We start from the raw sequence: 25,544 nt of genomic DNA, 5'->3' as shown, positions 1-25,544 counted from the left end.
TTATCACTTTACCCTGCTTTTGTCCTTAACCGAGAAGTATTGGCTCCTGGGGGACATGGACTCTGCGAGTGCGCCCACCTTGCCATAAACAATTAATTGGCACAGCAAAAACAACCTTTTTTGGGGATTTTCAAGTCAAAAAGCATCTCTACTTGGGATGATTGCGCCTTTTCCCAACACGGGCTGCTAATTTATTAGTTAACTCCAACTGATACTGATTCTTATTGTCCTCGTAAACCAAAATAGTCCTGGGGTCAGCATGACGGCTCAAATGCTGCACCTTCCGGTAGTCACCTGACGCCAAATCCAGCGCCTCGGTAATCCCCGAATGCCTGATTTTATGGGGTGTCATCCGCTTAGTTATGCCAGCACGTTCACAGGTTTTTCTCACAATGGCGTAGATGCCATCCCCGGTGAGTTGGTGTCCATAATTGTGGAAGTCCAGCGCGATAAACAAAGGATCGCTGGGTTTAATATTTGTACGACAGCCCAGCCAGTCGCTAACCGCCTCTGCAACTTCTGGGTTTAAGTCAATCCTAGTAGAATCATTGCCCTTACCCTTGCCGTAAACAGTTAAAGTCAAATCGTGGTAATCAAAATCTCCCACCATTAACTTCGCCACCTCCCCCCGCCGCAAAACATTTGCCCAAAGCAGCAGAAATAAAGCATAATCCCGCTTTCCCTTAGTGCAAGTGGTATCAATTACATCAAAAACTTTGTTGTACTCATCAACTACAACACCCCGCGTATCCCTGTACTTAGTGACCTTTAAAGACTCAATGCGGTCGCTATCAAAGTGATATCGGCAGTGCTTGAGGTTCCGTCCCACCTTAATTAAATACTTGAGGGCGGACAAGTACCGATTAATCGTCGCCGCCTTCCTACCCGATGCCACCAAATGATTCTTAAACTTGAGGATTAACCCGTTAGCCGTCTGGTCATCCAACCCCCAGAACTCAGAGACATCTTTTTGGGTCGGTTCCCTTTGCAAAAAATACTCAAAAAATATCCGTATATTGCCAGCATACCCCCGTTGCGTCGTCTTAGCCTTCTGCTGCAACTCCGCCAAAAAATCATTTGACGCAAGGAGCTGACTGGCAACTTGAGTCAGAGAACTTTCAGTATATGTACTTAACTTATTCATTTTTTCCGTTAATGACAATGCGACTTTTCGTTAACGTCCGTCACCTCCTCTCACAATACAACTAGAAAAACCACATTTATCCAAGATCATGAACACACAAACAAATTTTGACTTCATTATGGGTAGGCTTGGGTTGATCTGGGCTGTTCTACGTGCAAGATGTAGTTATTTGCACACTCATTATCTGCCAAATCTCCAAGGCAACCAGTCAGCGTAGTTATTATTCCAACAGGTAATAGTCAACGGTTGTACTGAAAGCCTATTAAGGTAATCGGACTCTCCCACTCAAATTCAATTGCCTCACCGAGATGCTCTCTAGGTAAGGCATTGATATCAATCCTGATATCAAGAGGTAGGCTCCTAATAATAAACCCCCCAGTGCAATGCCGAGGGCGCTCTGTCTACTGTCTAGTTTCTGTCTGGTTGTCTGTCTTGTCTGTCCCTTGCTGCATAAGGATTCTGTCTAATTCTGTCCGTCCTGTCCGTCTGTCTGAAAATCGCTGATTTCGATGGTATTAGCATCTAGCCAGACGGCCAGACTGTTCTCAACCAACTCATTAAACAGTCGCTTCAATTCCTCCGAACTGAACCGTTGACCTTTTACCTTAAAGTTTGGCTGTATCTCCTGTATGACTGCCGATGTTCTTCCGGTGCGTTGGAGGTATTGCAGCAGGGATTGGGCAACAGGTGTTAGGGATGGGGTAGGGCTAGAGTCTGCTGGGGGCTTTTCTAAATTAAATTCCAGTTGCCAGATGCGCTCTGCTGTTTTGTGATCGGTTGAAAGTTTGGGGTCTACATGACTGGTGTTGCTTTGAGCATCAGCTTGAAAGGATTCATCAAGCCTAAAATCAATTCGCTTGTGGTCGAGTTTAGGCAGTTCAATATCAATCCATTGCCCATGCCCAGGTAATTTAATCTTGCCCTGACCGCTAGCTTTAGCTTCTGTGGTGATTGGGTCAATAGTTGCGATTAGTTCTACTTCCAACAGTGCCGCATCTCGAAGTTTTGATAATCCTTTGGCTTTGGCTAAGATTTCCATCGTGCGGTCGTGAGCTACAAACAAAGGAATCATTAATTGTTTACGAGATTCGGTCATGGCACAGCGAAACCATTTACCAATAAAATCAGGGTCGGGCTTCCATTTTTCATCCTCACAATCTGAGGGCATTGGCTCAACTATGTTATCTGTCCAGGTGGTAAATTCTTCACAGATAACTGATAGCATCTTGCCGCTATTTCTTAACCGTTCTGTCCACTGCTCCTCTGTTAATCCACTCTTGCGGTAATCTTCATAGCGCTGGCGCATTTCATCCATGTACCATTGCATGAAATCGGCTATTTCTTTGTAGCCAGTAATCAGCCGCACACCTCGCCATTCGACCTGTGTGCCGTGAGGGTCAAGCGCTACGATGTTCCAGCCAGCTTGTACTTTCTTCCAAATAATTTCTCTAGTAGTCCACGACTTACCCGCACCCATGCCACCAAATATTAAAGTGGGGTAGCCGATGGTGTTGTTGATCCACCGATATTTGTCACCATCAGCGAGCGCTGTTGACTCAGAACCAGTAACCTTATCATTGGGGTCAATCGTCCCCTGTAGAGTCTGGCTACCTTGTAAGTAAGGCGTTTTCATCTCACGTAGCTGCTTAATGTACTCCGCCTTCTGTTGCTCAGTCATCCCCGCCGTTTGCGCTTCAAAAATAGCGTCGGATGCCTCCATTTGCGTGACTTCAATTTCCGTGTGGGCGTAAATCTCGGCTTTTTGGATATCCACAGTGCGATCGTTGGCGATTAGATCCAAGTCGGCTTGTAGTTGGACTTCTGCGATCGCAACATCTCGGTAACTCTCTAACAACTCGGAACGTGCGGCCATCTCTGCTTTCGCCGCATCACGTTTTTGGGCGATGTCTTCAAAAACTGCTCTCTGCTTCTCTTCCGATTGGCAGTGCCGCAGCATCCACCCAGCTAGCGCAAACCCCAGGAATCCTCCAAACGCCCAAAACGGTTTGTATGGGTTAGTCGCCTTCACTAACCCATTAACGCCCATAGCTGGGTTACGCACTACTTGGCGCGGCATTCCTTCTAACTGCCACTGTTGCCAATAATAGGGGGTCATCCTAAAAGGTCGGTTATTCTTGTCTTGACAAATTAGGTAGCTTTGGGGAGTCCGAACGCAGAAATAAATGCGGTCGCTTGATTCCCCTTTCCACGCCATCGCAGCCGAGCTAATACCCACAGTTAAACTTAGCCCAATTGCAACAGCTTTTTTATCCATCGGCAACTGTCCGAACCACAACATTAAACCCGATTGCTGTGACTCAGATAACTGTTTATGTTTGTCGGTTAAATAATTCATTTACCTCTCCTACCACCAAATAGAAAAAACATTAATATCGCTAGAAATATGCCCAATCCTGCACCATCCATCCAACTTGAAGATTCAGCAGTTTTTGGCTTATAAACCGACTCAATTGAAGTATTAGCTGTTTGTGTAGAAGTTCTCGCTTCATTCCATTCACTAATCGGTTCATTGAGGGCACATAACAACGCTAACGATGCACTGCAACCAGTCATTAAATTAGTGACGAAATTATTAAATCCTTCACCTGTTGCAGTGGCAGTAAAATACAGGTGTGCAGTACCCACAGCAAGGAACATTCCAACTGGGTGAACTTGCAATAGATGAAAGGTGAAAATCACTGCCGAATTTAAACAACTGCCAGCCACAATTTCACAAGCATTACCAGCACGTCTAAATGTTCTACCCCGGTTATTTTCTGGCAGTAGTGGTGGTTGTTCTGGTTGTTGATGCTGCTGATGTTGTGATGGTGTTTGTGCCAGCCCTTCATGCAAAAAAGGGCTGACGCTATGAGGATCTTCATTTCGTTTCCTTACTAGCATCAGCCTTACCTTTTAACTAATAGTTATCTTTCGCCCAGCTTGTTCCACAAGTTACCCAACATTGCACCCCAACCGCGAACTGTTCCTGTTGCTGAAACACTAGACGCAGGTGCATGATTTTGGCTAGTAACCGGTATCACTTCTTGGGGTGTTTGATTGGGTTCTAATGCCCTTGAGCCATACCGCGCACGGGCTAAAAGTTGTTGGCGTTTCTCTCTCAGCCCTGTTGTGATTGCTTGCCTTTCGGCTTGCACAACTTGCTTATTTTCTATGCCGCTTACCTTGTTTTCATGTCTCCACAATTCCGCTTGCAAATCGTGGTGTAATTGGGCTGCAACTTCGGTTAATGCGTGTTTACGCTTTTGGTCAATTCGCAACAAGTCGGCTCTATCTTGGGCATCTATCTTACTCATCTCTGAATCAAACTCGGAGTTGAGTTTGCGAATTTTGGCGATAGCACCCGCAACATGAGAGCCGTATTGTTTACGAAGTTCAGTCCAAGTAACCTGGCCTTTTGTTAGCTTCTCCATCGCCTCAAAGACGACCTTGGCATTGTCCAGAAATGGTTCTAATCTATCACTCAATTCTTGGGCATTATTCGCATAGTCGGCAAACTGTTCGAGCTTATTTATATCCGAAAGATAGCCCAGAATATCAGACTCAAATCCTCCCCAAGATTGCGCTTTCTCGTCAATGTGGCTTGCATGACCAAGTACCGGATTACGTATTGCAAAGTCCATTGCGCTCCACTCCTTAGCGTTGGTATTTTAGTTGATTAATCAATGCCTCTGCTAGTCCCAAGTGTTCGCCTAAAGTCACCTTTTTATTGATACTCTGGGCAATAAGAGAAACTGTTGAAACAGCCGCCGCCGCTACTGAACTGCCTTGGAGATTTATCTCTGCACTCAACAGGTTTTGAACTACCCCATGCAATAGCAACAGTTTTTCTATCTTGCTCAGTTGTTCAAATGTGCTGCCGTACCGTTGCTGAAGCTCATCCAGGTACGAACCATCTCCAGGCATTGCTGACGTGAAATATCCTATTGGTTTACTCATGTTGCTACAATCCTTATGTCGTTTATCGTTATGCGGCGGTAGACACATTGGTAGGGCGATTGCACCGACGGCCAATCATTGCAATCGCTCTCCCCATCACTGAAAAAATCCTTCTCTTGAAACATCAACAGTTGAAGCTGTGGCTGACCATTGCAGATTATTGAAAAACTGGGTAACATCCCCAAGGGTGACATCGCAATCAAAACGTAAGCCAAGATATTGTGGATGCTGCCGAATTTGGGTTACTAATTGTTGGGCTTGTGCAATCAATTCTGGCAGTGGTTGAGTATTCATAATTCACCTCAAAAAATTGATAATTGCAGTGATTCTTGGCTGATGACTCTTGCATTGGTACTCATACCTGTGACTTCATAACAGCGAGTAGTTAAAGCCTTGTGATTGAGCAATAAATCAGCCTTCTTTCGTTGTCCAGATAGAGGGCGAAAATGGTACTTTGGATGCTGGATTGTGCCTGTTTTAAAGAGGTACTGGTAGAGTGTTCTATCAATCTGGTAAACCTTGGAATTGCTTAGTAGAGTTGAATCGTAGACTCTGCTTAGATTATTCATTGCTGCCTCTTAAAGACTCGGAAAGAGTACAAAGGATTACGCATTAAAGTTGTTGTTTCTAACATTTGCTGACTCAAACTTGAGAGTAGAACTCGATATTTAGGATTGCTTCGTGAATCTCTAAAAGTGCTTGAATCGCATCACCCAGACGCAGGTCATTCGATGTACTGAACCGCTCGGAGGCTTCGATTTGTTTGTAATTTGGTGATGCTTGCACAAACCTAAGAGTTTGTTCGCAACCGAGGATGATGGTCATGATTTCGGTTGTTGTTAGGCTTGGCTGTGTCTGCACGGTGTCTTGGTCGCTCATGACTTCCTTCCTTTCCTTTGAGCTTTTATCGGTGCGGTTGGGGCTTCTGGCTGGTTCGGTTTTTGAAGTACATAGCTGATAGCCCCTCCACCCCCGACAGCTGCGGCGATGGTGAACATATTGTTTCTGCCAAGCTGCTGCACTCCGAAGTAGCCAACTGCGATCGCTGCTGCTGTTGCACCAATGCCTAAAACCGTGTTTCTAAATCTGGATTTGGTCATGCTGCCCCCTTGAAATTAGTGACCATTGCGCTAAGTGCCGATTTATTGGGCTGTGTAGATGTTGCTGTTTCGGGTTTGGGCGATGGTTGTACATTGCCATGTTGAAAAATCAGCTTCTCTACACCTGCTGATAATGCTTGTGTTGGTGCATCTTGAGGTAAATCAAAAATCTTGCACAATTCAATTACTGCTAAGTAGGAGATGGTTATACGCCGAGATTCGTAATTCATTAACTAAGCTCCAATTGATATTTGAGTTAATAGTTTCAACCCCAAAGCATTGATGAATTGGGGATTGTTCAAAATCACAAAGCCTAAACCGGCTAGGTTCTGATCCACCACTGGCAAGGAAACACCCCCACCCCAGGCGACAAGGTATTTAGCACGGTCTAGATAATTACCAGCAGTCACAAAGTTGGCGAATTTCTCAATCCTGTTACTCCACCACTGATCTAGACATTGGCTGTACTCTGCCTCGAACTTCTTACCTGTCAGGTGGTTGCCGCCGTATGTGAAAGTGCCTTCAAGAATCCCCTGGTTCACCAAACTGGGTGAGTGCTTCACATCCTTGGACAGCAAGCTCACTCGGTCGTTTCGTTTGTCGAGAGATTCGGCAATCATGCTGTGCAGTTCACCGGCTCCACCCTCTATCAGGTGTCTGTCAATCACTGCACCACTGCCGTTAAACACGGTAATCAACCAAGTCGATGAACCAATATCGAGTGCGATCGCTAATTCTGACGGGTCAAGTACTAGGGATGCTTCACCGAATAAACAGTGGGCAATGCTTCCAAAACCTTCGGGATAAATGCCTGTCACCACGATGTCAACTGTCTTGGTGACAATGGAACGAGTTACAGGGTGCAGATGTTCAAAGGTGTGAGTCCCTTCGACTCGGCGTTTAATCTCTTGGCCCCAGCGTTCGGGGTTGTGGTTGCTCAAACTAATCGAAAGTTTGACCCCATCGGGAATATTCAGAACTGCTAAGTCTGCAAGAATGCTTTCTAGTGCCAGTTCTGCTTTTTTGGCTTTGTCGTCATGCAGTAGGGTGTGGTCACTTTGAGCTAGAGCCGCACTGCCCCAAAAGAATTGAACGTCTTTTAAATCAAGCCGTGTTCCTTCTACATGCCGCACCCAGCAGCCATCTTTTGAGATGGTTTCGTGGTGCATGATGTTTCGGTTGCGAACAAGTGAGTATACGGCTGGCATCATGATCGAAAAATCACCGATGATTGCTTTGCCATACCCTGCACCTGAGTCTTTCCCAGCGATCAGGTCAGTTAGCCCTGATTTGGCTAACAAGTCTGCTTGAACTAGCCAGTTTTTGGCATTGGAATATATAGCTGTCATGGTTCTGATAATTGTTAAAGTCTTGATTTTCCTGGATTTGGAGAATTTAGAGGCTAAATCGCTTTAAATCCACATATCCAGTAGGGGGCAAGCCCAAGCATCACTTTCTGGCTTCTGTTGCCTTTGTTGGGTGGCGTTTTTTGGCTTGATGATGATATTATAGACTAACGTTCACCCGTTATAACGGGTGAACGAAAAAATGTTTTAAAAATATCGTGGGAGAATGGTAGAGCAAACTATTGAGACTGATGATTTGGGCAGGAGAGAAAACCCTGATTATTCTCGTGTTACAGGACTGGTCAAGAGAGACTTAGCCCGAAGGCTTCGTGTTTTTGTTGCATCTACAGAAACTACTATTTCAGAAGTGGTAGAAAAGGCATTGCAAAAATATCTTGATGAAATAGAGGGCGGAAGGACTAACTCAGAAGGAAGCAAGCCTGAAGAGAAAACCAAGAAAACTAAGGGCAATATATGACTGAAACTCCAGAAGATTACCACCCCAACGTACAACCACCAACAAGCAGACTTGTTAAGTAACGTTACGGATAATTCGTATTGAAGTTGGATGTCAAGCGTTCGATTGTTCTGTAAGATCAGGCAAGTACTGAAATGAAGCGTACAACGGAGGTAAATATACAACAGTATCAAAAGATAAATGGACAAAAGCGCCACTACTAGGTAGTGACGCTTTATCCGAGATTTAAACTCATATTCTATTTACTGGAGCAGGAGAGGGGATCTCAAACAAACCAAAGCAGTGGAAGAAAAGTTGGCACTAGAAACCACTGATTGGAAATGAGATTTAGTCCGTGCTGCCTTCACACTATTATATCGATAGCTGTGGCAACTTTCATGTGCTTCTGTTGGCAGATTTTGGCTAAAAAAGTCATCAAATCTTTGTTTTCAAAGCCAAAATTGGGCAAAATTCGAGTAATACAGCGATTTCTGTAGATATAAGGTATGGCAGCGCGATAACCCCTCCAAATACTGAAAAACAACGTATTTGAGGGAAAAAGCTGTGAAAAATAGTAACTGTGGACTTCAAAAAATTGAAGTTACACAGAGGGACGAGATCATATCCCGTCCCTCTGACATAGAAGCGCACCATTGGAATGAATGGTTAGCCAGTGCTGTTGACCCTGGAATTATTGCGCTAAACGTCATTTCCGTATCGGGTACTGCCGCCTACGATTACCTGTTCTATGGTCAAAACGTCCCCCGCCGTAACGATGGACGACTCAGAGACGGGGTACTCAAGAAGTATCGCCACATAGAAGGTAATAACTGGTGGTGCAGTGGCGTTGACCCGCTTAACGATTATAGCCCCATGATGTGGGGCGGCATGAAGCCCGATCGCCCCAGGCGCGACCTGAACAAAGTTCTTAAATTCATCAAGTATGAACATCCCCTAAGAGTGCCAACACGGGCATTCTTCCTGGCAGTACCAGATCACATCTGGGAGAGTGTGGCCGCACGATATGACTTGACCATTAGCGATGAAGATAGGGCATTAGGCTTCTGGCATTGGGTATGGAAGTACAACATCTCAGTTGTGATTTGTGAGGGTGCTAAAAAAGCAGGGGCATTGCTTACTTTAGGCTATGCAGCGATCGCCCTTCCTGGGATAAACAGTGGCTACCGCAATCCCAAAGATGAATTTGGACAGCCCACAGGTAATTTACATCTAATTCCAGAGTTGCAACACTTCGCCACCCTTGGACGTAAATTCATCATTTGCTTTGACCACGACACCAAACCAGAAACGGTTCAACGGGTGAATATTGCCATTAGCCAAACCGCTAAACTGTTAACTGCCTGCGGCTGTCAAGTCCTAGTGACACAGTGGAGTTACCCCGAAAAAGGCATTGATGACTTAATCGCCGCTAGGGGGCCAGCTGTTACTGATGAAATCATAAAACTAGCACTGACAAAAGAAAAATGGCAGGTCAAAGAGTACAGCCGACTCTCAATTGAGGCGGCACTCGTCCTCAATCAGCGTTACCTGGGAGCATTGACCATCCCGGAAACCGCTAAACTGATTTTGCTCAAATCCGTTAAAGGTTCTGGTAAAACCGAGTCATTTGCCGCGATCGTTGCTGAGGCGATCGCTAACGGTCAACCCGTTATCCTCTTATCGCACAGAGTACAGTTAGCCCAAGCGATCGCTGACAGGGTAGGCATCCCCTACATCACCGAAGTCAGAAACAGCGAAACAGGAGTTTTACTCGGTTTTGCGCTGTGTGTAGACAGTTTACACCCCAACGGTCAAGCCAGATTTAACGCTGCCCACTGGAAAGAACCCTTAGTAATCATTGACGAATCTGAACAGGTAATCTGGCACTTGCTCTCTGCCAACACTGAAGTCAAGAAGCATCGAGTGGAAGTCCTCAACCAACTTTCCCAGTTATTCAAAAATGCCTTCGCCCCTGGACGGGGTAAAGTTATCCTGGCTGATGCTGACTTATCTGATTTATCACCAGAAATGGTTATGGGTCTAGCAGAAACCAACGTTACCCCTTGGGTGGTGGTCAACAACTGGAAGGGTCAACCCTGGAACATCTACCACTACAAACAAACTACCCCGGTTAATTGGTTAGCTGCTCTGGAAGCCCACATCAAAACCGGGGGTAAGCCCTTTATTGCCGTTGATTGCCAAAAAGCTAAATCCAAATGGGGAACCAAAGTCTTAGAAGCGAGGTTCAAGAAACAATTTCCCGATCGCAAAATACTTCGTATTGACTCCGAAACGATTGCCGACCCGCAACACGAAGCTTACAACTGCATATCGAGATTAAACAAAGTACTGCTGGAATATGACATTGTGCTGGCCTCCCCATCCATCGGTACAGGGGTCAGCATTGACATTTGGGGGCATTTTACCAGTGTTTGGGGATGCTTCCGGGGAGTAGCACCAGAAAATGCCACTCGCCAAGCCTTAGCCCGTGTCCGAGAGGCGATACCGCGTCATCTTTGGGTAGCCAGTCATGGCTTAGGAAAGATTGGCAACGGAGCAATTAACCTCAAATCCCTATTAGCCTGTGAGCATAAACGCTTTCAAGCTAACTTGAAGCTGCTACAAAATGCTTCATTGATTATTGACGGCGATGAAATCAACATTAACCGCACTGCCTTAAACGTTTTTGGCAAAATGGCCTGTCGCATCAATGCGGGTATGATTCATTACCGCGACACTGTGCTAGAGGAATTAGGCAACGAAGGCCATAACATTGTCGATGTCCATGACAACAAAATTCGCAAAAAGTTAAACAACGAAATCACCGCCCAAACAAATGAAGTTTACAACGGCGAATGTCAGGATATAACTGCTGCCGATACAACTGCGATGACTGCTGCCAAATATGAGGCGCTGCAACAACAACGGGCTAAAACGACCACTGAGCGCCACATTGAGCGCAAATATAAGCTAGAACAGCGTTACGGTGTGGATGTTACCTCGGAACTCGTCAAAAAAGACGATCAAGGTTATTACCCACAACTGAGACTGCATTTTTACCTGAGCTTAGGCAGAGCGTTTGTTGCTGACCGCGATCGCAAACTGGGTGAAAAGATGCTTGCTTGTAAAAGTGCTTGGCTACCAGACTTTAACGGCGGTCAACTGGGTTTAGTAATTCATGCCTTGGAACTGTTCAACATCCCCCAATTCATCAAGGGCGAACGCGAATTCCGGGGAACTGATGCTGACCTAGTACAGATGGCTAACAATGCCTTGAGCGTGAAGTGGCAGGTGAAAACCGTTCTGGATATTACCCTCAATGACAATGACAGCCCCATCGTTATCTTAAGGCGATTGCTGAAGAAGATAGGGCTGAAATTGAAATACATCTGTCGTGATGGGACAGGCGATCGCCAACGAGTTTATCGTGTGGTTGAGGCTGACGATGGACGTGAGCAAATTTTCCAGAACTGGCTGGCTAAAGAGAAAGCCCTAGCTTAACCGGAATCCTTAACTGTAAATCTATCAAAATACTGTGCCAGTTGTAGCTTTTACCTACAGCTTAGTTGCCTCATGGAATAGTTGCGACTTTCGTACCATTAACAAGCGTTGGCAAGCTTAATAATGTGGCAGTTAGGACTACCATTCGTCCCAAAATGCCTGTTTTCGGTTCCGTCCACTAACGGTAATTAAATAGATAAACAAATTTACTGGACGATCCACACAGGCCAATGTTCATTGACCCATTAACCTCCAATATTTTATCTAGGCTACTGCGGCTTGATGGCATGGCGACTAATAATCGTTGCTTCTTTTCTAGACAAATCTGCCCCGCTTACCTCCTCAAATACAACCAGCGTAATGTAGAGTAAAACTATAAGTATTTTTACTTATATATCCCCAATAGTAAAGTAAGGAGGAGTATTATGGTTGCAACTGTGATCAAAAAAATCTCAATGGCTGTTGCCAGCTCTGCAATTGTTGCCCTAGCCGCAGGAGGAGTGGCACAGGCAGCAATTATTGTTCCTAATGAAGTAGAAGCTACAGAGGGTAATATCAACAACAGTTGGCCATTCAGCTTAGATTTTCAGGGTCGGTATCAGCAAGTTTTTGGTGCTTCCGAATTTGCATCCCTGTCTGAACCTCAACTAATTAGCCAAATTGCCTTTCGTCCTGATGCGGATTTCGGCGATGCTTTCTCATCAACACTTCCTAATATCTTAATTAACCTTTCCACGACAACGAGCGCACCTGATAATTTGAGCAATACCTTTGCAGATAATGTCGGGGTAGACAACATTACAGTTTTCAGTGGAGCTTTATCACTTTCCAGTGCCGATGAAGGCCCAGCATCTGGCCCCAAAAATTTTGACATTGTTATCGATCTACAAAATCCATTTTTATATGATCCAACTAAAGGTAATTTATTACTTGATGTGAAAAATTTTGTTGGAGGTAGTACGAATCAGTCTTTTGATGCTCAAGGGAATCTCGATACTGCTAACGGAGATTCCAATTCCGTATCACGTCAATGGAGTTTAGATCCTAACTCTGCTACTGCTCAAGGAGAAGACACAATAGGTTTAGTAACAAAATTTACATTTAAATCTGAGATGGTCTCTGTCCCCGAACCTTCGGCAGCGTTGGGTACACTGGCAATTAGTGTTTGGGGTGCGACAGCATTACTAAAACGCAAACATCATAAGAAAACAACAATCAATTTGTAGTAGCTTGAATTCTAAGGTGCGTTGGTTGATACAACCTACAACATTTGCAGGTTGTATCAACCAACGCAATCATAAGCTTTGTAGTGGTGGGACATCCTACCGCTATATCTGTCCCAACTTTCACTAAAATATTTCTGAAATAACTTCAGAAGTACTCAGTAGTGTCTGTATGCTACACAGCACTATTCTTTTATTAATTTTATTAAGTGCTGCTGTGTTTGTGTTGAGAATCCCTGTTTTACTCATAATTCAACCAGCTTATAAATTTTCGTCCCTGTAAAGTTTGGCTACAAAGCCTGACTGGTTTGGTTGACTCTGTGGGTCTGATTTATCCGATTACTCCTGCGCTGCTGGCTGTTGTTTTTTGCTCTTGCCTAGAGTACTTTTTACAGGTGTTTCTTCAGCTTCGCTGCTGGCTGTAACTTCTTGCTGATTTTCAGTAGCCCCCTGAACTGACATACTACTATCGCCGTTATCAGATGCCTGATTACGGCGACGACTGCTTTTCTTCAACTCACCGATTAAATATTTGATTCTGCTACCAGTCAAATTAATACCAAGACCCAAGAGCATCTCCGATACTTCATCATAACTGTAGCCGTACTTATTAGAGGTCAGCTTCTCAATGTACCGTCTCATTTTGCGAACTGCGTCTCTATCTGATACAGACTCTCGCTCTTTTGGCTTCTATTCCTTCAGTAGATTGATGGCCTTATCAATCTTCTCTTTCGTGATTACTTCTGAATTCTGATGCTCACTCATGGTTACTCATGAATACCGATTAACTGATAATTATCGGCTATTTGAAAAAATCTGATTCAAAATACTCAAAAAAATTGACTATTGCGGCTACGCCGAATTACCTTTTCGTATTACGGCTACGCCTTATAGTTTTTAGTGTGGCAGCTTCGCTGGTATTCTTATTCAAGCTAATGCTAAAAAAGCTGACTATTACAGCTACGCTGAATTATCTTTTCGTATTACGGCTACGCCGAACTATTATTTTGTGCGGTAGCTTCGCTGAATCAGAGAATTTTCATATAGCGGCTACGCCGTTTTTATCTCCTCTATTGTGGCTACGCCAAACCAGAATTTACCAACTGCTTGATTTTATCAAATTCCGGCTACGCCGTTGATATATCCCTTTGTAAGTTGTAGGATGATCAGCAGTACGGCTACGCCGTTGTACTCCCGCCTTCAGCCCCCTGCTGTGCCCTCCATATATAGGTAGTACACGACACCTCGTCTCCCCCGTATTTGGGCTAGAAGCAAGCCGTGCCTTTTGCCTACGGCAAACCTCGCTACGCTCGGACGACAGGCTTGCCAAAGTGGGAAGTTTCCCCCTTTGGATACCCCCTCTCATACCTCCCACAGTTATGCGCCCGAAACTGTCAAAAAACCTGCTTCGTACTAAGACATTAGAAGCTCGTGTCAACGCAATCGAACACGAGATGATTAAGCTCAAAGCACAAGACGCGGGACTAAGCATAGCTGAATTAACCAGACGCAGTGTTTTACTAAAACCACTGCCCAAACGACTGAGCAAAATAACTCTGTCAACTTATAGAGAATTAGTCCGCATCGGCAACAATATTAATCAACTCACTAGAGCTACTAACACAGCTATTAAAATGGGACTGCGACCACCAGCAGATCCAGAACAACTAAAACAGTTACAAAAACTCTTACAACAAATTGGTCGGGAACTGTCCCAAATCGAAACTGAAATTACTGATGACGATGACATAGAATCTGATGGTGATTCGGAAGACTGGGAGTAAAAATGATTGGCAACCAAACCAAAGGTAAAAGCTTTCGCGGACTCCTTGACTATCTTGAAAACAAAGAGGAGTCATCCTTAATTGGCGGCAATATGTTTGGCACAAATGCCAGAGAATTAGCCAGAGAATTCCGACTGTCTCGACAACTTAATCCAGAAGCAGAAAAAGTAGTTCACCATGTTTCGCTTTCACTAAGCCCAGGTGAACAGCTTGACAATGATACTTGGTGCGAGATTGCCGACAAGTACGTGAATGCAATGGGTTATACAGCCAACCAATATGCCATCTACCGCCACAGCGATCGCAACCACGACCATATACATATTTGCGTTAGTAGAATCAGTTTGGATGACGGCAAGATTACCCGCGATAGCTGGGAGTATGTGCGCTCAGAAAAAATCATTCGTCAGCTAGAACTAGAATATGGGTTACAGCAGACCCTCAATAGTAAGGAGAAACTGAACCGCGCCCCCAGCGTAGGGCAACAGCGACGAGTTGAAAGAGAACAATTGGAGTATGAGCAGGGTGAGAGAAACACGCCGCCACAACAGCCAATCAAAACCCAACTAATTGAATTAATCGACCGCGCCACAGTAGATAAACCGACCATGCCCCAACTGATGGAACGATTGCAACTGTTGGGTATTGAGGTGCGTCATGGGCTAACACGCAACGGTAAGAGTAAAGGCATCTCTTACTCATGGAATGACCAGAAATTTAGCGGTACATCTTTGGGGCCTGCCTATACCTTCCCTGGCCTGCAAAAACATCGTGGCATTGACTACCAACCAGAACGTGATGATGAGCCGATTAACGAATTGCTGCTCAAACCTGTTAAACCACTCCCAGTTGAGCAGTTAGAAAAGTTTCTTCTTCTTATTGAACGCAAACAGCAACAGCCCCAGTTCACTCCACCACCAGAGGATAAAGTTGTTTGGCAAGTGTTGCACAAGTATTTGGACGAGAAACGCTATATACCAGATTATATTGTGCAAGGATTACATAATAATCAGTTGCTTTACATGGATGAGCAACGAAATATTTTGTTTATCAAACGTGATTTAGATGGTGAAAAAACTGGCGCATTAATTTGGTCAAAGCCTAGAGAAAATCATCGCACTGTGGAGTACGACCAAAACACCTCTACACCTTATGGTTGGTTTTATCTGAGATTAGGAGGGCAACCAACGGACAAGGTAGAAAACGTCTTTCTGTGTTCTACACCAATTGATGCAATGTCAGCAGCCACTTACCTGATCTCAAGCTGCAAAGGGCTACCACCAACTAGAACCATGTTGATAGTAGCTGATGACCCGGATAACCTACCTATGGAATTTCTCAAGAGTTTCAATAGGGTTGTCGTAGCATTCAATAATGATGAGCAAGGTAATAACGCAGCTAGTGCAGTATTGGAATTGTTGCCACAGGGTAAAAGGCTCAAAACCCATAATCCTGATTGGAGTCAGGAATTAGAAGCTCATCTGAGGGAGGAGCAAGAAAAGCAGAAACAGCTTGACCGTGGTTTTAGCTTGTGACCTTAAAGAATCGCCCTTGACTTGTTGCAGGTTTTGGAGCTATGCCGGAACTAGCTTTCTGGTGAAGCAGCTAAAACAGTCGCCGGCATACACTCCAAAACCCGCTTAAAGTAAGTAGTGCGTTGCAGTTTAACAGAGATGCCTTGCAACAAAAACGCTCGTTACCGTAGTGCAGTATTCCCCCTGATGTGGTTGTAATTGGGGTTAATTAACTGTTAAGAGTAAAGTGCAATCAAAAAGGTTGTCCAAACTCCAGTAAAAAATTGACTTAGATATTTTATGCCAAGAAATAGTTACTCATCTCCTGTTAATCAATTACTTGACTATCAGCCAGGAACTGGACAATTATCCCCAGATGAATGGCCTGACTATCAGGAATTAGGCATCACTGCCGAGGATATTCCTGAGTTGATCCGTATGGCAACGGATGAGGATTTATACAATATACCGGATGATGAAAATGATTTTTTTGGTGAAGACAGTTTATTAGAATACGCACCGATTCATGCAGTTCGGGCATTAGGACAACTCCGCGCATCATCAGCAATTGAGCCATTGATTAGCTTATTTCCTAAAATGGATGATGCTTTTGATAATGAAGTATTATTCGTTTTAGCTGAAGATTTAACAGATGTTTTAAGCCTGATTGGTTTAAGCGCAATTCCAGCACTCGCTGCTTATCTTGCCGATGACTCTCATGAGGAAAGTTGGCGAGTTCAAGCTATTGTTACCATTAAAAGAATTACCGCAGTATATCCAGAGCATCACGCACAATGTGTTGCTGTTCTGTCTTTCCAACTAGAATCTTTTGAAGAAAATAGTCCTGAATTAAATGCTCATATCATTTGGGCGCTGACTGACCTCAATGCAATAAATTCTTTACCTTTGATTGAGCAAGCCTTTAAAGCTGAGTGCGTTGATGATGAGGTGGTAGGCGATTGGGATGATGTACAGAAAAGATTTGGCTTATCAAGTAAGAAGAGTCAGCCACCTAAATCCATAGCTCCAACTGGCTCACACCAACCAGCACAAGAGACTGTTACTAAGGAAAAAAACGAAGCAGATCATGAGAGGCAAAAAAAAGCCCAGCAGAAGAGAGAAGCCCGAAGACAGCGAAATTTAAAATCGAATGGCTCCTAAACTGGAGATGATGATCCTAATATGCCGCTCACTCCCCTGTTGCCGCCTGAAGCAGTGGCAATAAACGAGCATGAAAAAATCTTAGATATAGTCAGCAATATTCGGTTTAGTTTTGATGATTATGCCTTCTTTGCACAAGCTTGAGCAAAAATCAGCAATCGCTGTAATTAGAGATTTAACTGCGGATGAATTGTATATTGGTGGTGAAAATTACCCTATCCCTAAATAAACAGTACCGATTGCCCCATCACCAGTTATCTTTAATTGTAACGGGGCAGGTAAACTAACTCACTTATGAGCCGAATCATCGCAGTTTTTAATCAGGCGGGAGGTGTTGCCAAAACCACCCTTACCCAAAACCTGGGCTACCAAATAGCACAATTGGGTCATCGCGTTCTGCTCATCGACATAGACCCCCAAGCCAGCTTAACTATCTTTATGGGCTTGGTTCCAAGAGACATAGAGCAAACTGTCAACAATGCCATTGTTGATGAACAACCCCTGCCAATTCATGAGGGTATTCACGGCATGGATTTAGCCCCAGCCAATATCTCTCTCAGTACGGCAGAAATGCAATTGGTTAGTGCTTCCATGCGCGATTTCCGCCTGAAAGAAGCCATTGAGCCAATCCAAGATAATTACGATTTCATCCTCATAGATTGCCCTCCCAGCTTAGGGCTACTGTCTTACATCTCCCTTGTAGCTGCTACTCATGTTCTCGTTCCTCTGGAAACCCATTTCAAAGCCTTTGAGGGAACAGGCGAATTACTAAAAACGGTTGCTACAGTACGCAACAAACCCAACCGTAAATTGCAAATTGCCGGATTTGTGCCGACAAAATACGATGCCCGTAACTCCCAGGACACTCGTACCCTAGCAGCTATCACCGAACAACTAGCCAGCGCCGGAACTGTCTTTGCGCCCATTCCTCGCTCCACTGCTTTTGTTGATGCTTCAGAAGAACGAATGCCCCTTGCAGTTTACGAACCAAAGCACCCATCTGTCCAAATCTTGAAAAAAATAGCCGTTAGTTTAGAATCCTTAAAATGAGACGCACTACTAAAGCCAGCCAGCCCCTTAAAAGCAAAATTGAAGTACCTTGGGACACTACAGGCATCAATAATGCCGATTCTCAAGTGTCCATCCCATTAGACCAGATTTCTCTGCCGCCGAATCAACCACGCCGTTACTTTGATTCTGAAGCATTAAAGCAGTTAACTGAATCCATCAAACAGCATGGCATCTTGCAACCCTTGTTGGTACGCCCTCTTGATGGAGAGAAACACGAATTAGTCGCAGGAGAACGCCGCTATCGTGCTGCCTTAAGTATTGGGCTAAAAGTTGTCCCCGTCGTCATTAGAGAGTTAGACGACAACGCAGCTTTTCAATTTGCACTTATAGAAAACTTACTTCGAGAAGACCTCAACCCAGTTGAAGAAACTGAAGGTATCCTGCAACTGCTGTCTCTCAAACTAGGTCGAAGCGTTGAGGAGATACCGCCATTCCTGTATCGCCTACAACGCCTACAGAACAAAGCATCTACAGTTACCCATAACGTTATGGGCGAACCCGTTGTTGATAGTGTTGAACCTACCCATAACGTTATGGGCGGAGTTGAAAATGATTCTACCAATAACGCTATCAGCGACGATGAAGGTGATATTGAATTATCTACCCATAACGTTATGGGCGAAACCGAAACGGATGATTCAGCCCTTAATCATGAGCCTGCTGTAAACCAAGACCTCAAAATCGTTGAAGGAGTGTTTGAAGGCTTAGGGTTAATGACCTGGGAATCTTTCGTTAAGAACCGTCTACCCTTGCTCAACCTCCCAGAAGATATCCTTGATGCGCTAAGGGAAGGCTCACTTGAGTACACCAAAGCCAAAGCCATCGCCCAGATTCAGAAATTAGATGAGCGCATTGCCTTTTTAGAACAAGCTCTTGCCAACAACTGGTCTTTAAGTGAAATCAGACAGCGTATTATTGAGAAGAAAACCCCAGCCTCTACCGCAAACACCGAGTCGAACGATTATAAAGAGCGCTTTACTGCTGCGACTACCAAACTAAGAAAGTCGCGTATTTGGTCAGATCCTAAGAAGCGCAAGCAAATAGAAAAACTACTTGCACAACTGGAGACGCTGACAAACGTTGAGTAAGCTCAAGTTGCTACTGCTCCCCAGTTCTCTCGAAATCATGACTTACGCAAGTTACGGCTAAAAAGTCAGGGGAGCCAAAGTGCCATAATAAAAAAACTAGAGAAAGTAAGATCCGTTTCTCTTTTTCTCCATTAACAAATAGGAGTTGTAAGATGGAAGCTCACAAAATAGAAGCTGTTTTAACAGAAGATGGAACTTTGATGCTACGGGGCTTACCTTTTCATGCGGGGGATGCTGTGGAGGTGATTATTCTGTCAGCTAAAACTCCACAACTTCAAGGAGCAGCGCCTAGCCAACCAGAAACAAATCTTTATCCAATGCGCGGTAAAGTAATCCGTTACGATGATCCAACAGAACCCGTTGCCTTGTCAGATTGGGAAGTTTTGCAATGATCGTACTTGATACCCATATCTGGGGAAAGGTGGGTTGATGATAACTCGAAACTAACTACAAAGTATCGCTCTTGGATAGAAGAATATCAATCTCAGGGTTTAGGAGTAAGTATTGTTTCTTGTTGGGAGGTCGCCAAATTAGTAGAAAAAAATCGGCTGGTTTTTTCTTGTTCAGTTAATGAATGGTTGGAAACAGCTTTGGCTTATCCCGGAGTACAGCTATTAAATTTAACCCTGCCGATAGTGGTTGATTCAACTCAATTAAGCGGATTTCATAGCGACCCTTTTGACCAAATTATTGTAGCTACAGCCAGAAATTATGGGTGTCCTTTGTTAACTGTTGACGCGAAAATCCTTAACTATTCTGGTGTGGTAACGCTTTCATAACGTTCTGAGCAATTATAATTGTTAAAAATTTTGTGGAAAACTGCTGACTACTGCGGTATGTTTGCGACAAACGACAAAAAATATTAAGTTAGTCAGAGTGCCAGTAGTACAGTCGCTCCCACAAGTGTTCCTATGCTAGAGTCAGAAAAACTTATCCAGATAGTACAAGCTTGGTTAGGCTACATCAGGTTAGAAGAACTGACTCAAGCCGAGGTCGAGCGTTCTTCAGATATCTATTCAAAAGTAGTAGATAAGGGAGTGCAGCTTGTTGGCAACAAGTTACTGTTAGATAGCGAAGTATTTACGCAATTCCAGCAACAGCAACAAGCAGCTAAAAGAGGGAACAAAAATGATGTTCAGATGGCTGTTGCTTTCCCACAAATTTATATAATCAACGGCAAGGGGAAAGAGCAAAGGCTGAAATACCTGCCTCTGTTTACAATTGATATTTCACCCATATTCAAAGGTAATTACCGCAAAACTGGCTGGGACTTGACTGAGTACGAGTTTCAGCCAGTAGTTGTTAATTTGATGCGGCTGTACGGGCTAGAGGAGGAGCAAGCCGAATCACTGATTGTTGCGTCAGGAATTGGAAAATTTTTAGAAGATACATTTAAAGGAAGATTCCCAACGCTTCGAGACTTTCTAGAACTGGTAGACTTACCCGAAGTCAAGTACAAAACCTCTCGACAACCTTATTTGCTACGCTGCGACTTTACACCTTACAATGCCCTTCTAAAGCAAGACATACAAGAAATCCTTAAGGAACTTCAACAACCAAACTGTAATAGCGAATGGTTAACTGAAACTCACCCAGCTATGCAGTACCTTTGTGGTCAGCCACAATTACCCAGAGATGAGGTGATGTTCTGGGGGGCTTTCCCTGACCATGCGCCTGATGAATTTCAAGCCTCTGTCCTGAAACACGCCCAAGAGAACTTACTAACTGCTGTTTGTGGGCCACCCGGAACTGGAAAAACAGAAGTATTTCTGCATCTCGTAGCACAGCAAGTAGTGGATCGGGCGTTACGACTTGTTCGTGGTGAAGATGATGCAAATAATTTAATACTTTTTGTCGGCACTAATAACAGCACCGTTAAAAAATTCCAACAACGACTGACTAGAAATTCTTCTGCTCAACAGTTTTATCTTCCAGGCGGCAACCAAACTAATATCCGTAAGGAAACTCTACCCAAACTACAATCAACCCAAGATTGGCTGCGTCAGACTGAATTTAATCAATCTGCTTGGCAACAAGCCAAACTTGAACTACTGCAAGTAGAAAGTGAAATTCAAAAACTTATAGAGCAAGACCGCTTGAATACTGCTCAAAAAGTTACTGATACCGAACGGCGATCGCAACTAGATGTAGAAATCCAATCCCTCAATAACGAGATTGCTGTTACTGATTCCGAATTACAAGCCCTAACAGAACAGCTATCAAGTTTGTCTGATTACGCAAATTTTCCCATTGATGCTTACCAGCAGATACAAGAAGCTTTAACCCAGGCAGAACGAGAGCTACCAAAAGAGTCTGACTCCATCACAAAACGCGCCTTGAACTGGCTTAATGCTACTACCGATCAACGAATTTTTCGCCGCTTGGCTTTGCGAATCAACGCTGCTGTGTTAAACACCTTGGCGACAGGGCATCCTTTTCAGACCCCCCTTGACCACCCTAGTTTAACCGCAGCCCAGGCTTCTGTTAACCAAAAACTAGATTTCTCACAACAATGGCAGAATCAAAACCTGCAAGTAACTTCAGTTCAAACCCAACTAACAGCTTTAAATAAGGAACTAGAGTTAAAACAAGCAGAATATCAACAAATTCAGAAACAAATCGATAGTTACCCGCAAGGGGATTTCTACAATCTTTTTTACCGCGACCACCACCAATTACAGGTAGAACTGTTTCAACGTGCCTGGGCGTTTCTGTTGCAAGAAGTTCTCCGACGCAAGGAGAGCGTTATCAGAGCATTAGAAACTTACGGCAGTGTCTTGACGGGTGACGGAGGGGCATTGCTCAAACTGGAAAGTGATAGTGATGCTATCTTCCGTGACTTGAGTTTGGTTTTCCCTGTTATTAGCTCCAGCCTGCAATCAATACGCAATATGCTGCCAATTCTCCAACCCAATAGCGTTAAGCTGGCACTGGTGGATGAAGCAGGTACAACTCTTGTACATCAATTATTTCCCTTGCTGGTGCGATCGCAACGGGCAGTAGTGGCTGGCGACCCCCAACAAATTGAGCCAATTATTAATCTCTGCGACGATACCATCAAGCAATATCTGAAGACTGCCTTTCTGGATAGTGGCATGGGGAATGAAGACTACTATCGCTATGCCCCTACTGCCAAGTACACGGCTACCGCTTATCATCGTGCTGCTGGTGCTAGTGGCACAGAATCAGACTTGGGCAACGGTATTATCCTCTCTAATCATTACCGTTGCACCCCACCCATTATTCAGTTTTGCAGTCCCAACTATCCCGGTGGTCTGCAAATCCTTTCAGGTGATCAGCAGACTGCAACGGTCAAGCATCTGCTGGCTTACCACGTTGAAGGAAGCCACACCCATAATACCAATCCAGAAGAAATTGATGCTGTAGAAACTATAATTGCGTCCTTGCTAAAGCATGGTTACTCTATTAGCTCTGATGGTAGTTCAAAGACAATTGGTGTGATGTCGCCGTTTTCGCAGCAAGCTAACGCGCTCAAGTATCGACTCTCTAATCGGTGGCGAAACTTTTCTTGGGATGATATTGGCACAGTTCACACCTTCCAGGGAGGAGAGAAAGCAGCTATCATCTTTTCTCCTTACCAGTGCCACCAAGAGCATAGTTTTTGGTTCCTCAACCGGAAACCCAATTTGCTGAATACTGCCGTTAGTAGAGCAAAGGAATTGTTTATTTTGGTGGGTAATCTCAGGGAACTAGAATTAGCTGGCGGTGAAACCAAGCGGTTAGTTGAACACATTCGGCAGCATGGAGAAATTCGTTCGCCTGCGGCTTGAATAAACCCGTTTAATTGGTTGGTGAATCATGCCAATATTGTTTGGTTTATCCTACCCTTGAAGATACCCTATTACCAGAAGCGGGTATAGTCTGTACTTAATGTCCATGATTGAAAAGCCTTACTGTTATCGCAGCTAATAAACTGCTAGTTGCTATATACTTAGCTTTGCGTTCCCTTTTTGGTCAACCAACTTCTGCTAATGCTCCCCATAGCCCCTAAAAATCATGTCTGCTAATGTCCAAATACATACTTGAACCGCTGCTTTTGCACGGGAGAACGTATTTTGTCAAGTGAAAAGCTGAAAAGGCTGATCGGATAATTATCGGGGTTAAATCTTAGGAAAAGACAATGGCAAAGATTTTAGTGATTGAATCGGAGATAGAAAGCCGCAACATCTTTCTCAAATGTCTGAAGGAAAAAGGATTCGACCCCATTGGTGCAGAAAATGGTCTTGTCGGCGTTCAGTGGGCACAACAACACTTGCCTGATTTGATAATTAGCGAAATTATGATGCCGGAACTTGATGGTTATAGAGTTTTGGCTGCATTGCGCCAAAAACCTATTACAGCAACAATCCCCTTGATTTTTGTCACTAACAAAGCCACTCGGTTTGACATCCGCAAGGGCATGGATTTGGGGGCAGATGATTATCTCATTAAGCCCTGTACTGTAGAGGAATTATTAGGAGCGATCATAGCCAGATTGGAAAAACAAACATTTTTCAAACAGTGTTATGCTGCTGAGTTACAACAAGTTCTGAAGCCAACAAAGGTAAATAAATTACCGAGAGTGAATGCAGCCGGCTTGAAATCGCAAGTCAACCTTTTTCAAGAGAGCGCTGAGTCAATTCAGCAAAACTTGGAGACATCCCCACATGGGGTGATGAAACTAGCAGCCAAGAAATCAGTTTTTCCGTCTGTTGACCCTCTGAACGATATCTTTGACTTCATTGAGGCTCATTACCACCAACCAATAAGTTTGCGTGACGTGGCACAGTCAGTTGGTTACTCAGCAGCCTACCTAACCGATTTAGTGCGACGCAAAACAGGGCAGACCGTGCATCGTTGGATTACCAGGCGTCGGATGGTGGCTGCCTGTTCGCTACTCCTAGAAACCGATCAATCAATAGATTGCATTGCATCTTCGGTAGGGTATTGCTATACGTGGTGCTTCTTTCGCCATTTTCGCAGCAGCTTTGGCACGACTCCTGGAGACTGGCGAAGCGCTAATCGTGGCTCTGTTGGAAAAACTTGTGGGGATATAGCATAAGCGTTCTTTAATAGTGACTACCGATAGTCAAAGTTACCTTGTTCATGAAGCTTCTGCATCTGATTGCATTTCAAGATTCTAGATAATATGGCGTTGTTGGGTAGAGGAATGTGATCCATGATTAGTATTTGACGCTACAGAAGTTTAAGCAATGACTACGAGTAATTACCAAAAACTACTAAGAGTTTGATTTATGCTGCCATGATTTATTTGATGCTCAAATGATTGTCTCTGACATCAATCAAAGTGTATTTCAACTAGTTCATTGACACGCTCTCAAAAATAGTTTCGCAACCCCAACAAATGAAAAATACAGATATTGGATTATTAATTTCAAGTGCTTTAGGAAGTCTTCTTCTTTCATTTACTCCAGCTACTGCCGCTATTTTAGTAGAACCAATTTTTACCAGCAAGAGAGAAAATTTTCCTGATGTGAAGGCATTTCCATTAGGTCTTAAACCATTTGATACAATATTAGCTTTTTTTCCTCCTAATGATGCTGGTTTACCAAATCTTTTAAATGAAACAGGCTACACAATAAATAAATTTTCCTTACTATTGTTCCCGGAACTTCCTGAGTTTGAGGATAGTTTTGTATGGGGAGACGTAAATGGAGATGGTCAAATTGGCTTATCTAACATTTTTACGAATATCAATATCGCTCCTGACTTCACTGTCCCAGTACTAGATACCAATGCTCTAAGACTGGAACTAACAAATGGAACAATTCAAGATGGTAAAAGTTTTGCACTTAGATTTATTACTAGTCGAGATTTAACACCTATCGATCCTCAAGGAAACGATTCACTTTTAATAGGAAGTTTTTACGAGGGTTTCAGAACAGTCCCTGAACCCTCTAACGTCTTTGCTTTTGTTCTTACTATGGCACTAGGTTGCTGGTTAAGAAAGAGGAAATTAACTAGAACATGATGCTGAAGGGGTGACTTGAAGAAGGCACTTATGCTGGAGGCAGAGGGCAGTCCCGATGAAACAAGTTTCATAGTCAAGCATGAAAATGCGATGTGAGACTGAATCTATATAGATACTCATCGAAGGAGCATTTTCAAGTCAGAAGGAATAAGTCATAAGGGGATTCGGGGTTCAGCCGGGATACGTGTAAATTGGGACACGTTGTA

General features: G+C 44.0%; 26 protein-coding genes and 1 pseudogene. 15 read left to right on the top strand and 12 right to left on the bottom strand.

The annotated features are described in order from the left end of the window. Nucleotides 1-148: 148 nt before the first annotated feature. The 11 genes from RRG12_RS32460 to RRG12_RS32410 form a co-directional block, all read right to left on the bottom strand. Entirely contained in the window at nt 149-1,144 is a 996-nt protein-coding gene (locus RRG12_RS32460; protein WP_420762028.1) for a tyrosine-type recombinase/integrase, read from the bottom strand. Between the two features lie 463 nt (nt 1,145-1,607). Continuing rightward, nucleotides 1,608-3,500: a hypothetical protein gene (locus RRG12_RS32455; RefSeq protein ID WP_420762027.1), complete on the bottom strand. Its 1,893-nt coding sequence runs from the start codon at nt 3,498-3,500 to the stop codon at nt 1,608-1,610. Beyond that, complete coding sequence (locus RRG12_RS32450) at nt 3,497-4,045, bottom strand: hypothetical protein (RefSeq protein ID WP_420762026.1); 549 nt, start codon at nt 4,043-4,045, stop codon at nt 3,497-3,499. The genes RRG12_RS32455 and RRG12_RS32450 overlap by 4 nt, the downstream gene beginning before the upstream one ends. A gap of 23 nt (nt 4,046-4,068) precedes the next feature. After that, entirely contained in the window at nt 4,069-4,785 is a 717-nt protein-coding gene (locus RRG12_RS32445) for a hypothetical protein (protein WP_420762025.1), read from the bottom strand. Nucleotides 4,786-4,798: 13 nt separating this feature from the next. After that, the gene (locus tag RRG12_RS32440; RefSeq protein WP_420762024.1) at nt 4,799-5,101 is read right to left on the bottom strand and encodes a hypothetical protein; all 303 of its coding nucleotides are present in this window, start codon (nt 5,099-5,101) and stop codon (nt 4,799-4,801) included. Between the two features lie 96 nt (nt 5,102-5,197). Then, nucleotides 5,198-5,395, bottom strand: a complete 198-nt coding sequence (locus RRG12_RS32435) for a hypothetical protein (protein ID WP_420762023.1) — start codon at nt 5,393-5,395, stop codon at nt 5,198-5,200. Nucleotides 5,396-5,403: 8 nt separating this feature from the next. Further along, nucleotides 5,404-5,670, bottom strand: a complete 267-nt coding sequence (locus tag RRG12_RS32430; protein ID WP_420762022.1) for a hypothetical protein — start codon at nt 5,668-5,670, stop codon at nt 5,404-5,406. A gap of 73 nt (nt 5,671-5,743) precedes the next feature. Beyond that, a complete protein-coding gene (locus RRG12_RS32425; RefSeq protein WP_420762021.1) occupies nt 5,744-5,980 on the bottom strand; it encodes a hypothetical protein in 237 nt (78 codons plus the stop codon). Continuing rightward, nucleotides 5,977-6,201 carry a hypothetical protein gene (locus tag RRG12_RS32420; RefSeq protein ID WP_420762020.1) on the bottom strand — a complete coding sequence of 75 codons (225 nt, stop codon included), beginning with the start codon at nt 6,199-6,201 and terminating at the stop codon, nt 5,977-5,979. Before RRG12_RS32420 ends, RRG12_RS32425 begins: the two co-directional genes overlap by 4 nt. Beyond that, nucleotides 6,198-6,431: a hypothetical protein gene (locus tag RRG12_RS32415; protein WP_420762019.1), complete on the bottom strand. Its 234-nt coding sequence runs from the start codon at nt 6,429-6,431 to the stop codon at nt 6,198-6,200. Before RRG12_RS32415 ends, RRG12_RS32420 begins: the two co-directional genes overlap by 4 nt. A 3-nt stretch (nt 6,432-6,434) precedes the next feature. Then, nucleotides 6,435-7,550, bottom strand: a complete 1,116-nt coding sequence (locus RRG12_RS32410) for a ParM/StbA family protein (protein ID WP_420762018.1) — start codon at nt 7,548-7,550, stop codon at nt 6,435-6,437. Nucleotides 7,551-7,773: 223 nt separating this feature from the next. On the opposite strand from RRG12_RS32410, the gene RRG12_RS32405 reads away from it, so the two are divergent. The 3 genes from RRG12_RS32405 to RRG12_RS32395 all read left to right on the top strand — a co-directional run bounded on the left by RRG12_RS32405 (nt 7,774) and on the right by RRG12_RS32395 (nt 12,731). Further along, nucleotides 7,774-8,025 carry a hypothetical protein gene (locus RRG12_RS32405; RefSeq protein ID WP_045875043.1) on the top strand — a complete coding sequence of 84 codons (252 nt, stop codon included), beginning with the start codon at nt 7,774-7,776 and terminating at the stop codon, nt 8,023-8,025. 543 nt (nt 8,026-8,568) lie between these two features. Continuing rightward, nucleotides 8,569-11,505, top strand: a complete 2,937-nt coding sequence (locus tag RRG12_RS32400; RefSeq protein WP_420762017.1) for a plasmid replication protein, CyRepA1 family — start codon at nt 8,569-8,571, stop codon at nt 11,503-11,505. A gap of 425 nt (nt 11,506-11,930) precedes the next feature. Next, nucleotides 11,931-12,731 carry a hypothetical protein gene (locus RRG12_RS32395; protein ID WP_420762016.1) on the top strand — a complete coding sequence of 267 codons (801 nt, stop codon included), beginning with the start codon at nt 11,931-11,933 and terminating at the stop codon, nt 12,729-12,731. 336 nt (nt 12,732-13,067) lie between these two features. Here RRG12_RS32395 and RRG12_RS32390 read toward each other — a convergent pair whose 3' ends face one another. Beyond that, nucleotides 13,068-13,370 (bottom strand): hypothetical protein, encoded by a 303-nt coding sequence (locus tag RRG12_RS32390; protein WP_420762015.1) that lies wholly within the window; start codon nt 13,368-13,370, stop codon nt 13,068-13,070. A 197-nt stretch (nt 13,371-13,567) separates the two neighbouring features. On the opposite strand from RRG12_RS32390, the gene RRG12_RS32385 reads away from it, so the two are divergent. The 12 genes and pseudogenes from RRG12_RS32385 to RRG12_RS32330 all read left to right on the top strand — a co-directional run bounded on the left by RRG12_RS32385 (nt 13,568) and on the right by RRG12_RS32330 (nt 25,338). Then, entirely contained in the window at nt 13,568-13,867 is a 300-nt protein-coding gene (locus RRG12_RS32385) for a hypothetical protein (RefSeq protein ID WP_420762014.1), read from the top strand. A 240-nt stretch (nt 13,868-14,107) separates the two neighbouring features. Then, on the top strand, nt 14,108-14,512 hold the full coding sequence (locus RRG12_RS32380; protein WP_420762013.1) for a plasmid mobilization protein: 405 nt from the start codon (nt 14,108-14,110) through the stop codon (nt 14,510-14,512). Between the two features lie 2 nt (nt 14,513-14,514). Next, entirely contained in the window at nt 14,515-16,047 is a 1,533-nt protein-coding gene (locus RRG12_RS32375) for a relaxase/mobilization nuclease domain-containing protein (protein WP_420762012.1), read from the top strand. Nucleotides 16,048-16,326: 279 nt separating this feature from the next. Next, nucleotides 16,327-17,187 carry a HEAT repeat domain-containing protein gene (locus tag RRG12_RS32370; RefSeq protein WP_420762011.1) on the top strand — a complete coding sequence of 287 codons (861 nt, stop codon included), beginning with the start codon at nt 16,327-16,329 and terminating at the stop codon, nt 17,185-17,187. 21 nt (nt 17,188-17,208) lie between these two features. After that, a complete protein-coding gene (locus RRG12_RS32365; RefSeq protein ID WP_258551474.1) occupies nt 17,209-17,331 on the top strand; it encodes a hypothetical protein in 123 nt (40 codons plus the stop codon). Nucleotides 17,332-17,481: 150 nt separating this feature from the next. After that, nucleotides 17,482-18,237 carry a ParA family protein gene (locus tag RRG12_RS32360; RefSeq protein WP_420762010.1) on the top strand — a complete coding sequence of 252 codons (756 nt, stop codon included), beginning with the start codon at nt 17,482-17,484 and terminating at the stop codon, nt 18,235-18,237. Continuing rightward, nucleotides 18,234-19,346: a ParB/RepB/Spo0J family partition protein gene (locus RRG12_RS32355; protein ID WP_420762009.1), complete on the top strand. Its 1,113-nt coding sequence runs from the start codon at nt 18,234-18,236 to the stop codon at nt 19,344-19,346. The genes RRG12_RS32360 and RRG12_RS32355 overlap by 4 nt, the downstream gene beginning before the upstream one ends. Before the next feature lie 152 nt (nt 19,347-19,498). After that, complete coding sequence (locus tag RRG12_RS32350; protein WP_190964096.1) at nt 19,499-19,738, top strand: hypothetical protein; 240 nt, start codon at nt 19,499-19,501, stop codon at nt 19,736-19,738. Next, nucleotides 19,735-20,125: pseudogene (locus tag RRG12_RS32345) on the top strand (type II toxin-antitoxin system VapC family toxin). Before RRG12_RS32350 ends, RRG12_RS32345 begins: the two are co-directional and overlap by 4 nt. A 132-nt stretch (nt 20,126-20,257) precedes the next feature. After that, on the top strand, nt 20,258-23,137 hold the full coding sequence (locus RRG12_RS32340; RefSeq protein WP_420762008.1) for a DEAD/DEAH box helicase: 2,880 nt from the start codon (nt 20,258-20,260) through the stop codon (nt 23,135-23,137). A 350-nt stretch (nt 23,138-23,487) separates the two neighbouring features. Beyond that, nucleotides 23,488-24,408, top strand: a complete 921-nt coding sequence (locus RRG12_RS32335) for a response regulator transcription factor (RefSeq protein WP_420762007.1) — start codon at nt 23,488-23,490, stop codon at nt 24,406-24,408. Between the two features lie 303 nt (nt 24,409-24,711). Continuing rightward, a complete protein-coding gene (locus RRG12_RS32330) occupies nt 24,712-25,338 on the top strand; it encodes a PEP-CTERM sorting domain-containing protein (protein ID WP_420762006.1) in 627 nt (208 codons plus the stop codon). The last annotated feature ends 206 nt before the right edge of the window (nt 25,339-25,544 follow it).

The organism is Nostoc sp. CALU 546 (genome assembly GCF_048836525.1).
This window is presented reverse-complemented; position numbering and strand designations above follow the sequence as displayed.

What these genes read in the sequence shown, in the direction of transcription:
- RRG12_RS32375 (WP_420762012.1), top strand. Translation starts at nt 14,515, where the DNA reads ATGATTGGCAACCAAACCAAAGGTAAAAGCTTTCGCGGACTCCTTGAC.
- RRG12_RS32450 (WP_420762026.1), bottom strand. Translation starts at nt 4,045, where the DNA reads ATGCTAGTAAGGAAACGAAATGAAGATCCTCATAGCGTCAGCCCTTTT.
- RRG12_RS32350 (WP_190964096.1), top strand. Translation starts at nt 19,499, where the DNA reads ATGGAAGCTCACAAAATAGAAGCTGTTTTAACAGAAGATGGAACTTTG.
- RRG12_RS32355 (WP_420762009.1), top strand. Translation starts at nt 18,234, where the DNA reads ATGAGACGCACTACTAAAGCCAGCCAGCCCCTTAAAAGCAAAATTGAA.
- RRG12_RS32405 (WP_045875043.1), top strand. Translation starts at nt 7,774, where the DNA reads ATGGTAGAGCAAACTATTGAGACTGATGATTTGGGCAGGAGAGAAAAC.
- RRG12_RS32455 (WP_420762027.1), bottom strand. Translation starts at nt 3,500, where the DNA reads ATGAATTATTTAACCGACAAACATAAACAGTTATCTGAGTCACAGCAA.
- RRG12_RS32440 (WP_420762024.1), bottom strand. Translation starts at nt 5,101, where the DNA reads ATGAGTAAACCAATAGGATATTTCACGTCAGCAATGCCTGGAGATGGT.
- RRG12_RS32365 (WP_258551474.1), top strand. Translation starts at nt 17,209, where the DNA reads ATGCCGCTCACTCCCCTGTTGCCGCCTGAAGCAGTGGCAATAAACGAG.
- RRG12_RS32445 (WP_420762025.1), bottom strand. Translation starts at nt 4,785, where the DNA reads ATGGACTTTGCAATACGTAATCCGGTACTTGGTCATGCAAGCCACATT.
- RRG12_RS32430 (WP_420762022.1), bottom strand. Translation starts at nt 5,670, where the DNA reads ATGAATAATCTAAGCAGAGTCTACGATTCAACTCTACTAAGCAATTCC.
- RRG12_RS32330 (WP_420762006.1), top strand. Translation starts at nt 24,712, where the DNA reads ATGAAAAATACAGATATTGGATTATTAATTTCAAGTGCTTTAGGAAGT.
- RRG12_RS32435 (WP_420762023.1), bottom strand. Translation starts at nt 5,395, where the DNA reads ATGAATACTCAACCACTGCCAGAATTGATTGCACAAGCCCAACAATTA.
- RRG12_RS32370 (WP_420762011.1), top strand. Translation starts at nt 16,327, where the DNA reads ATGCCAAGAAATAGTTACTCATCTCCTGTTAATCAATTACTTGACTAT.
- RRG12_RS32335 (WP_420762007.1), top strand. Translation starts at nt 23,488, where the DNA reads ATGGCAAAGATTTTAGTGATTGAATCGGAGATAGAAAGCCGCAACATC.
- RRG12_RS32340 (WP_420762008.1), top strand. Translation starts at nt 20,258, where the DNA reads ATGCTAGAGTCAGAAAAACTTATCCAGATAGTACAAGCTTGGTTAGGC.
- RRG12_RS32390 (WP_420762015.1), bottom strand. Translation starts at nt 13,370, where the DNA reads ATGAGACGGTACATTGAGAAGCTGACCTCTAATAAGTACGGCTACAGT.
- RRG12_RS32415 (WP_420762019.1), bottom strand. Translation starts at nt 6,431, where the DNA reads ATGAATTACGAATCTCGGCGTATAACCATCTCCTACTTAGCAGTAATT.
- RRG12_RS32360 (WP_420762010.1), top strand. Translation starts at nt 17,482, where the DNA reads ATGAGCCGAATCATCGCAGTTTTTAATCAGGCGGGAGGTGTTGCCAAA.
- RRG12_RS32410 (WP_420762018.1), bottom strand. Translation starts at nt 7,550, where the DNA reads ATGACAGCTATATATTCCAATGCCAAAAACTGGCTAGTTCAAGCAGAC.
- RRG12_RS32395 (WP_420762016.1), top strand. Translation starts at nt 11,931, where the DNA reads ATGGTTGCAACTGTGATCAAAAAAATCTCAATGGCTGTTGCCAGCTCT.
- RRG12_RS32460 (WP_420762028.1), bottom strand. Translation starts at nt 1,144, where the DNA reads ATGAATAAGTTAAGTACATATACTGAAAGTTCTCTGACTCAAGTTGCC.
- RRG12_RS32380 (WP_420762013.1), top strand. Translation starts at nt 14,108, where the DNA reads ATGCGCCCGAAACTGTCAAAAAACCTGCTTCGTACTAAGACATTAGAA.
- RRG12_RS32420 (WP_420762020.1), bottom strand. Translation starts at nt 6,201, where the DNA reads ATGACCAAATCCAGATTTAGAAACACGGTTTTAGGCATTGGTGCAACA.
- RRG12_RS32425 (WP_420762021.1), bottom strand. Translation starts at nt 5,980, where the DNA reads ATGAGCGACCAAGACACCGTGCAGACACAGCCAAGCCTAACAACAACC.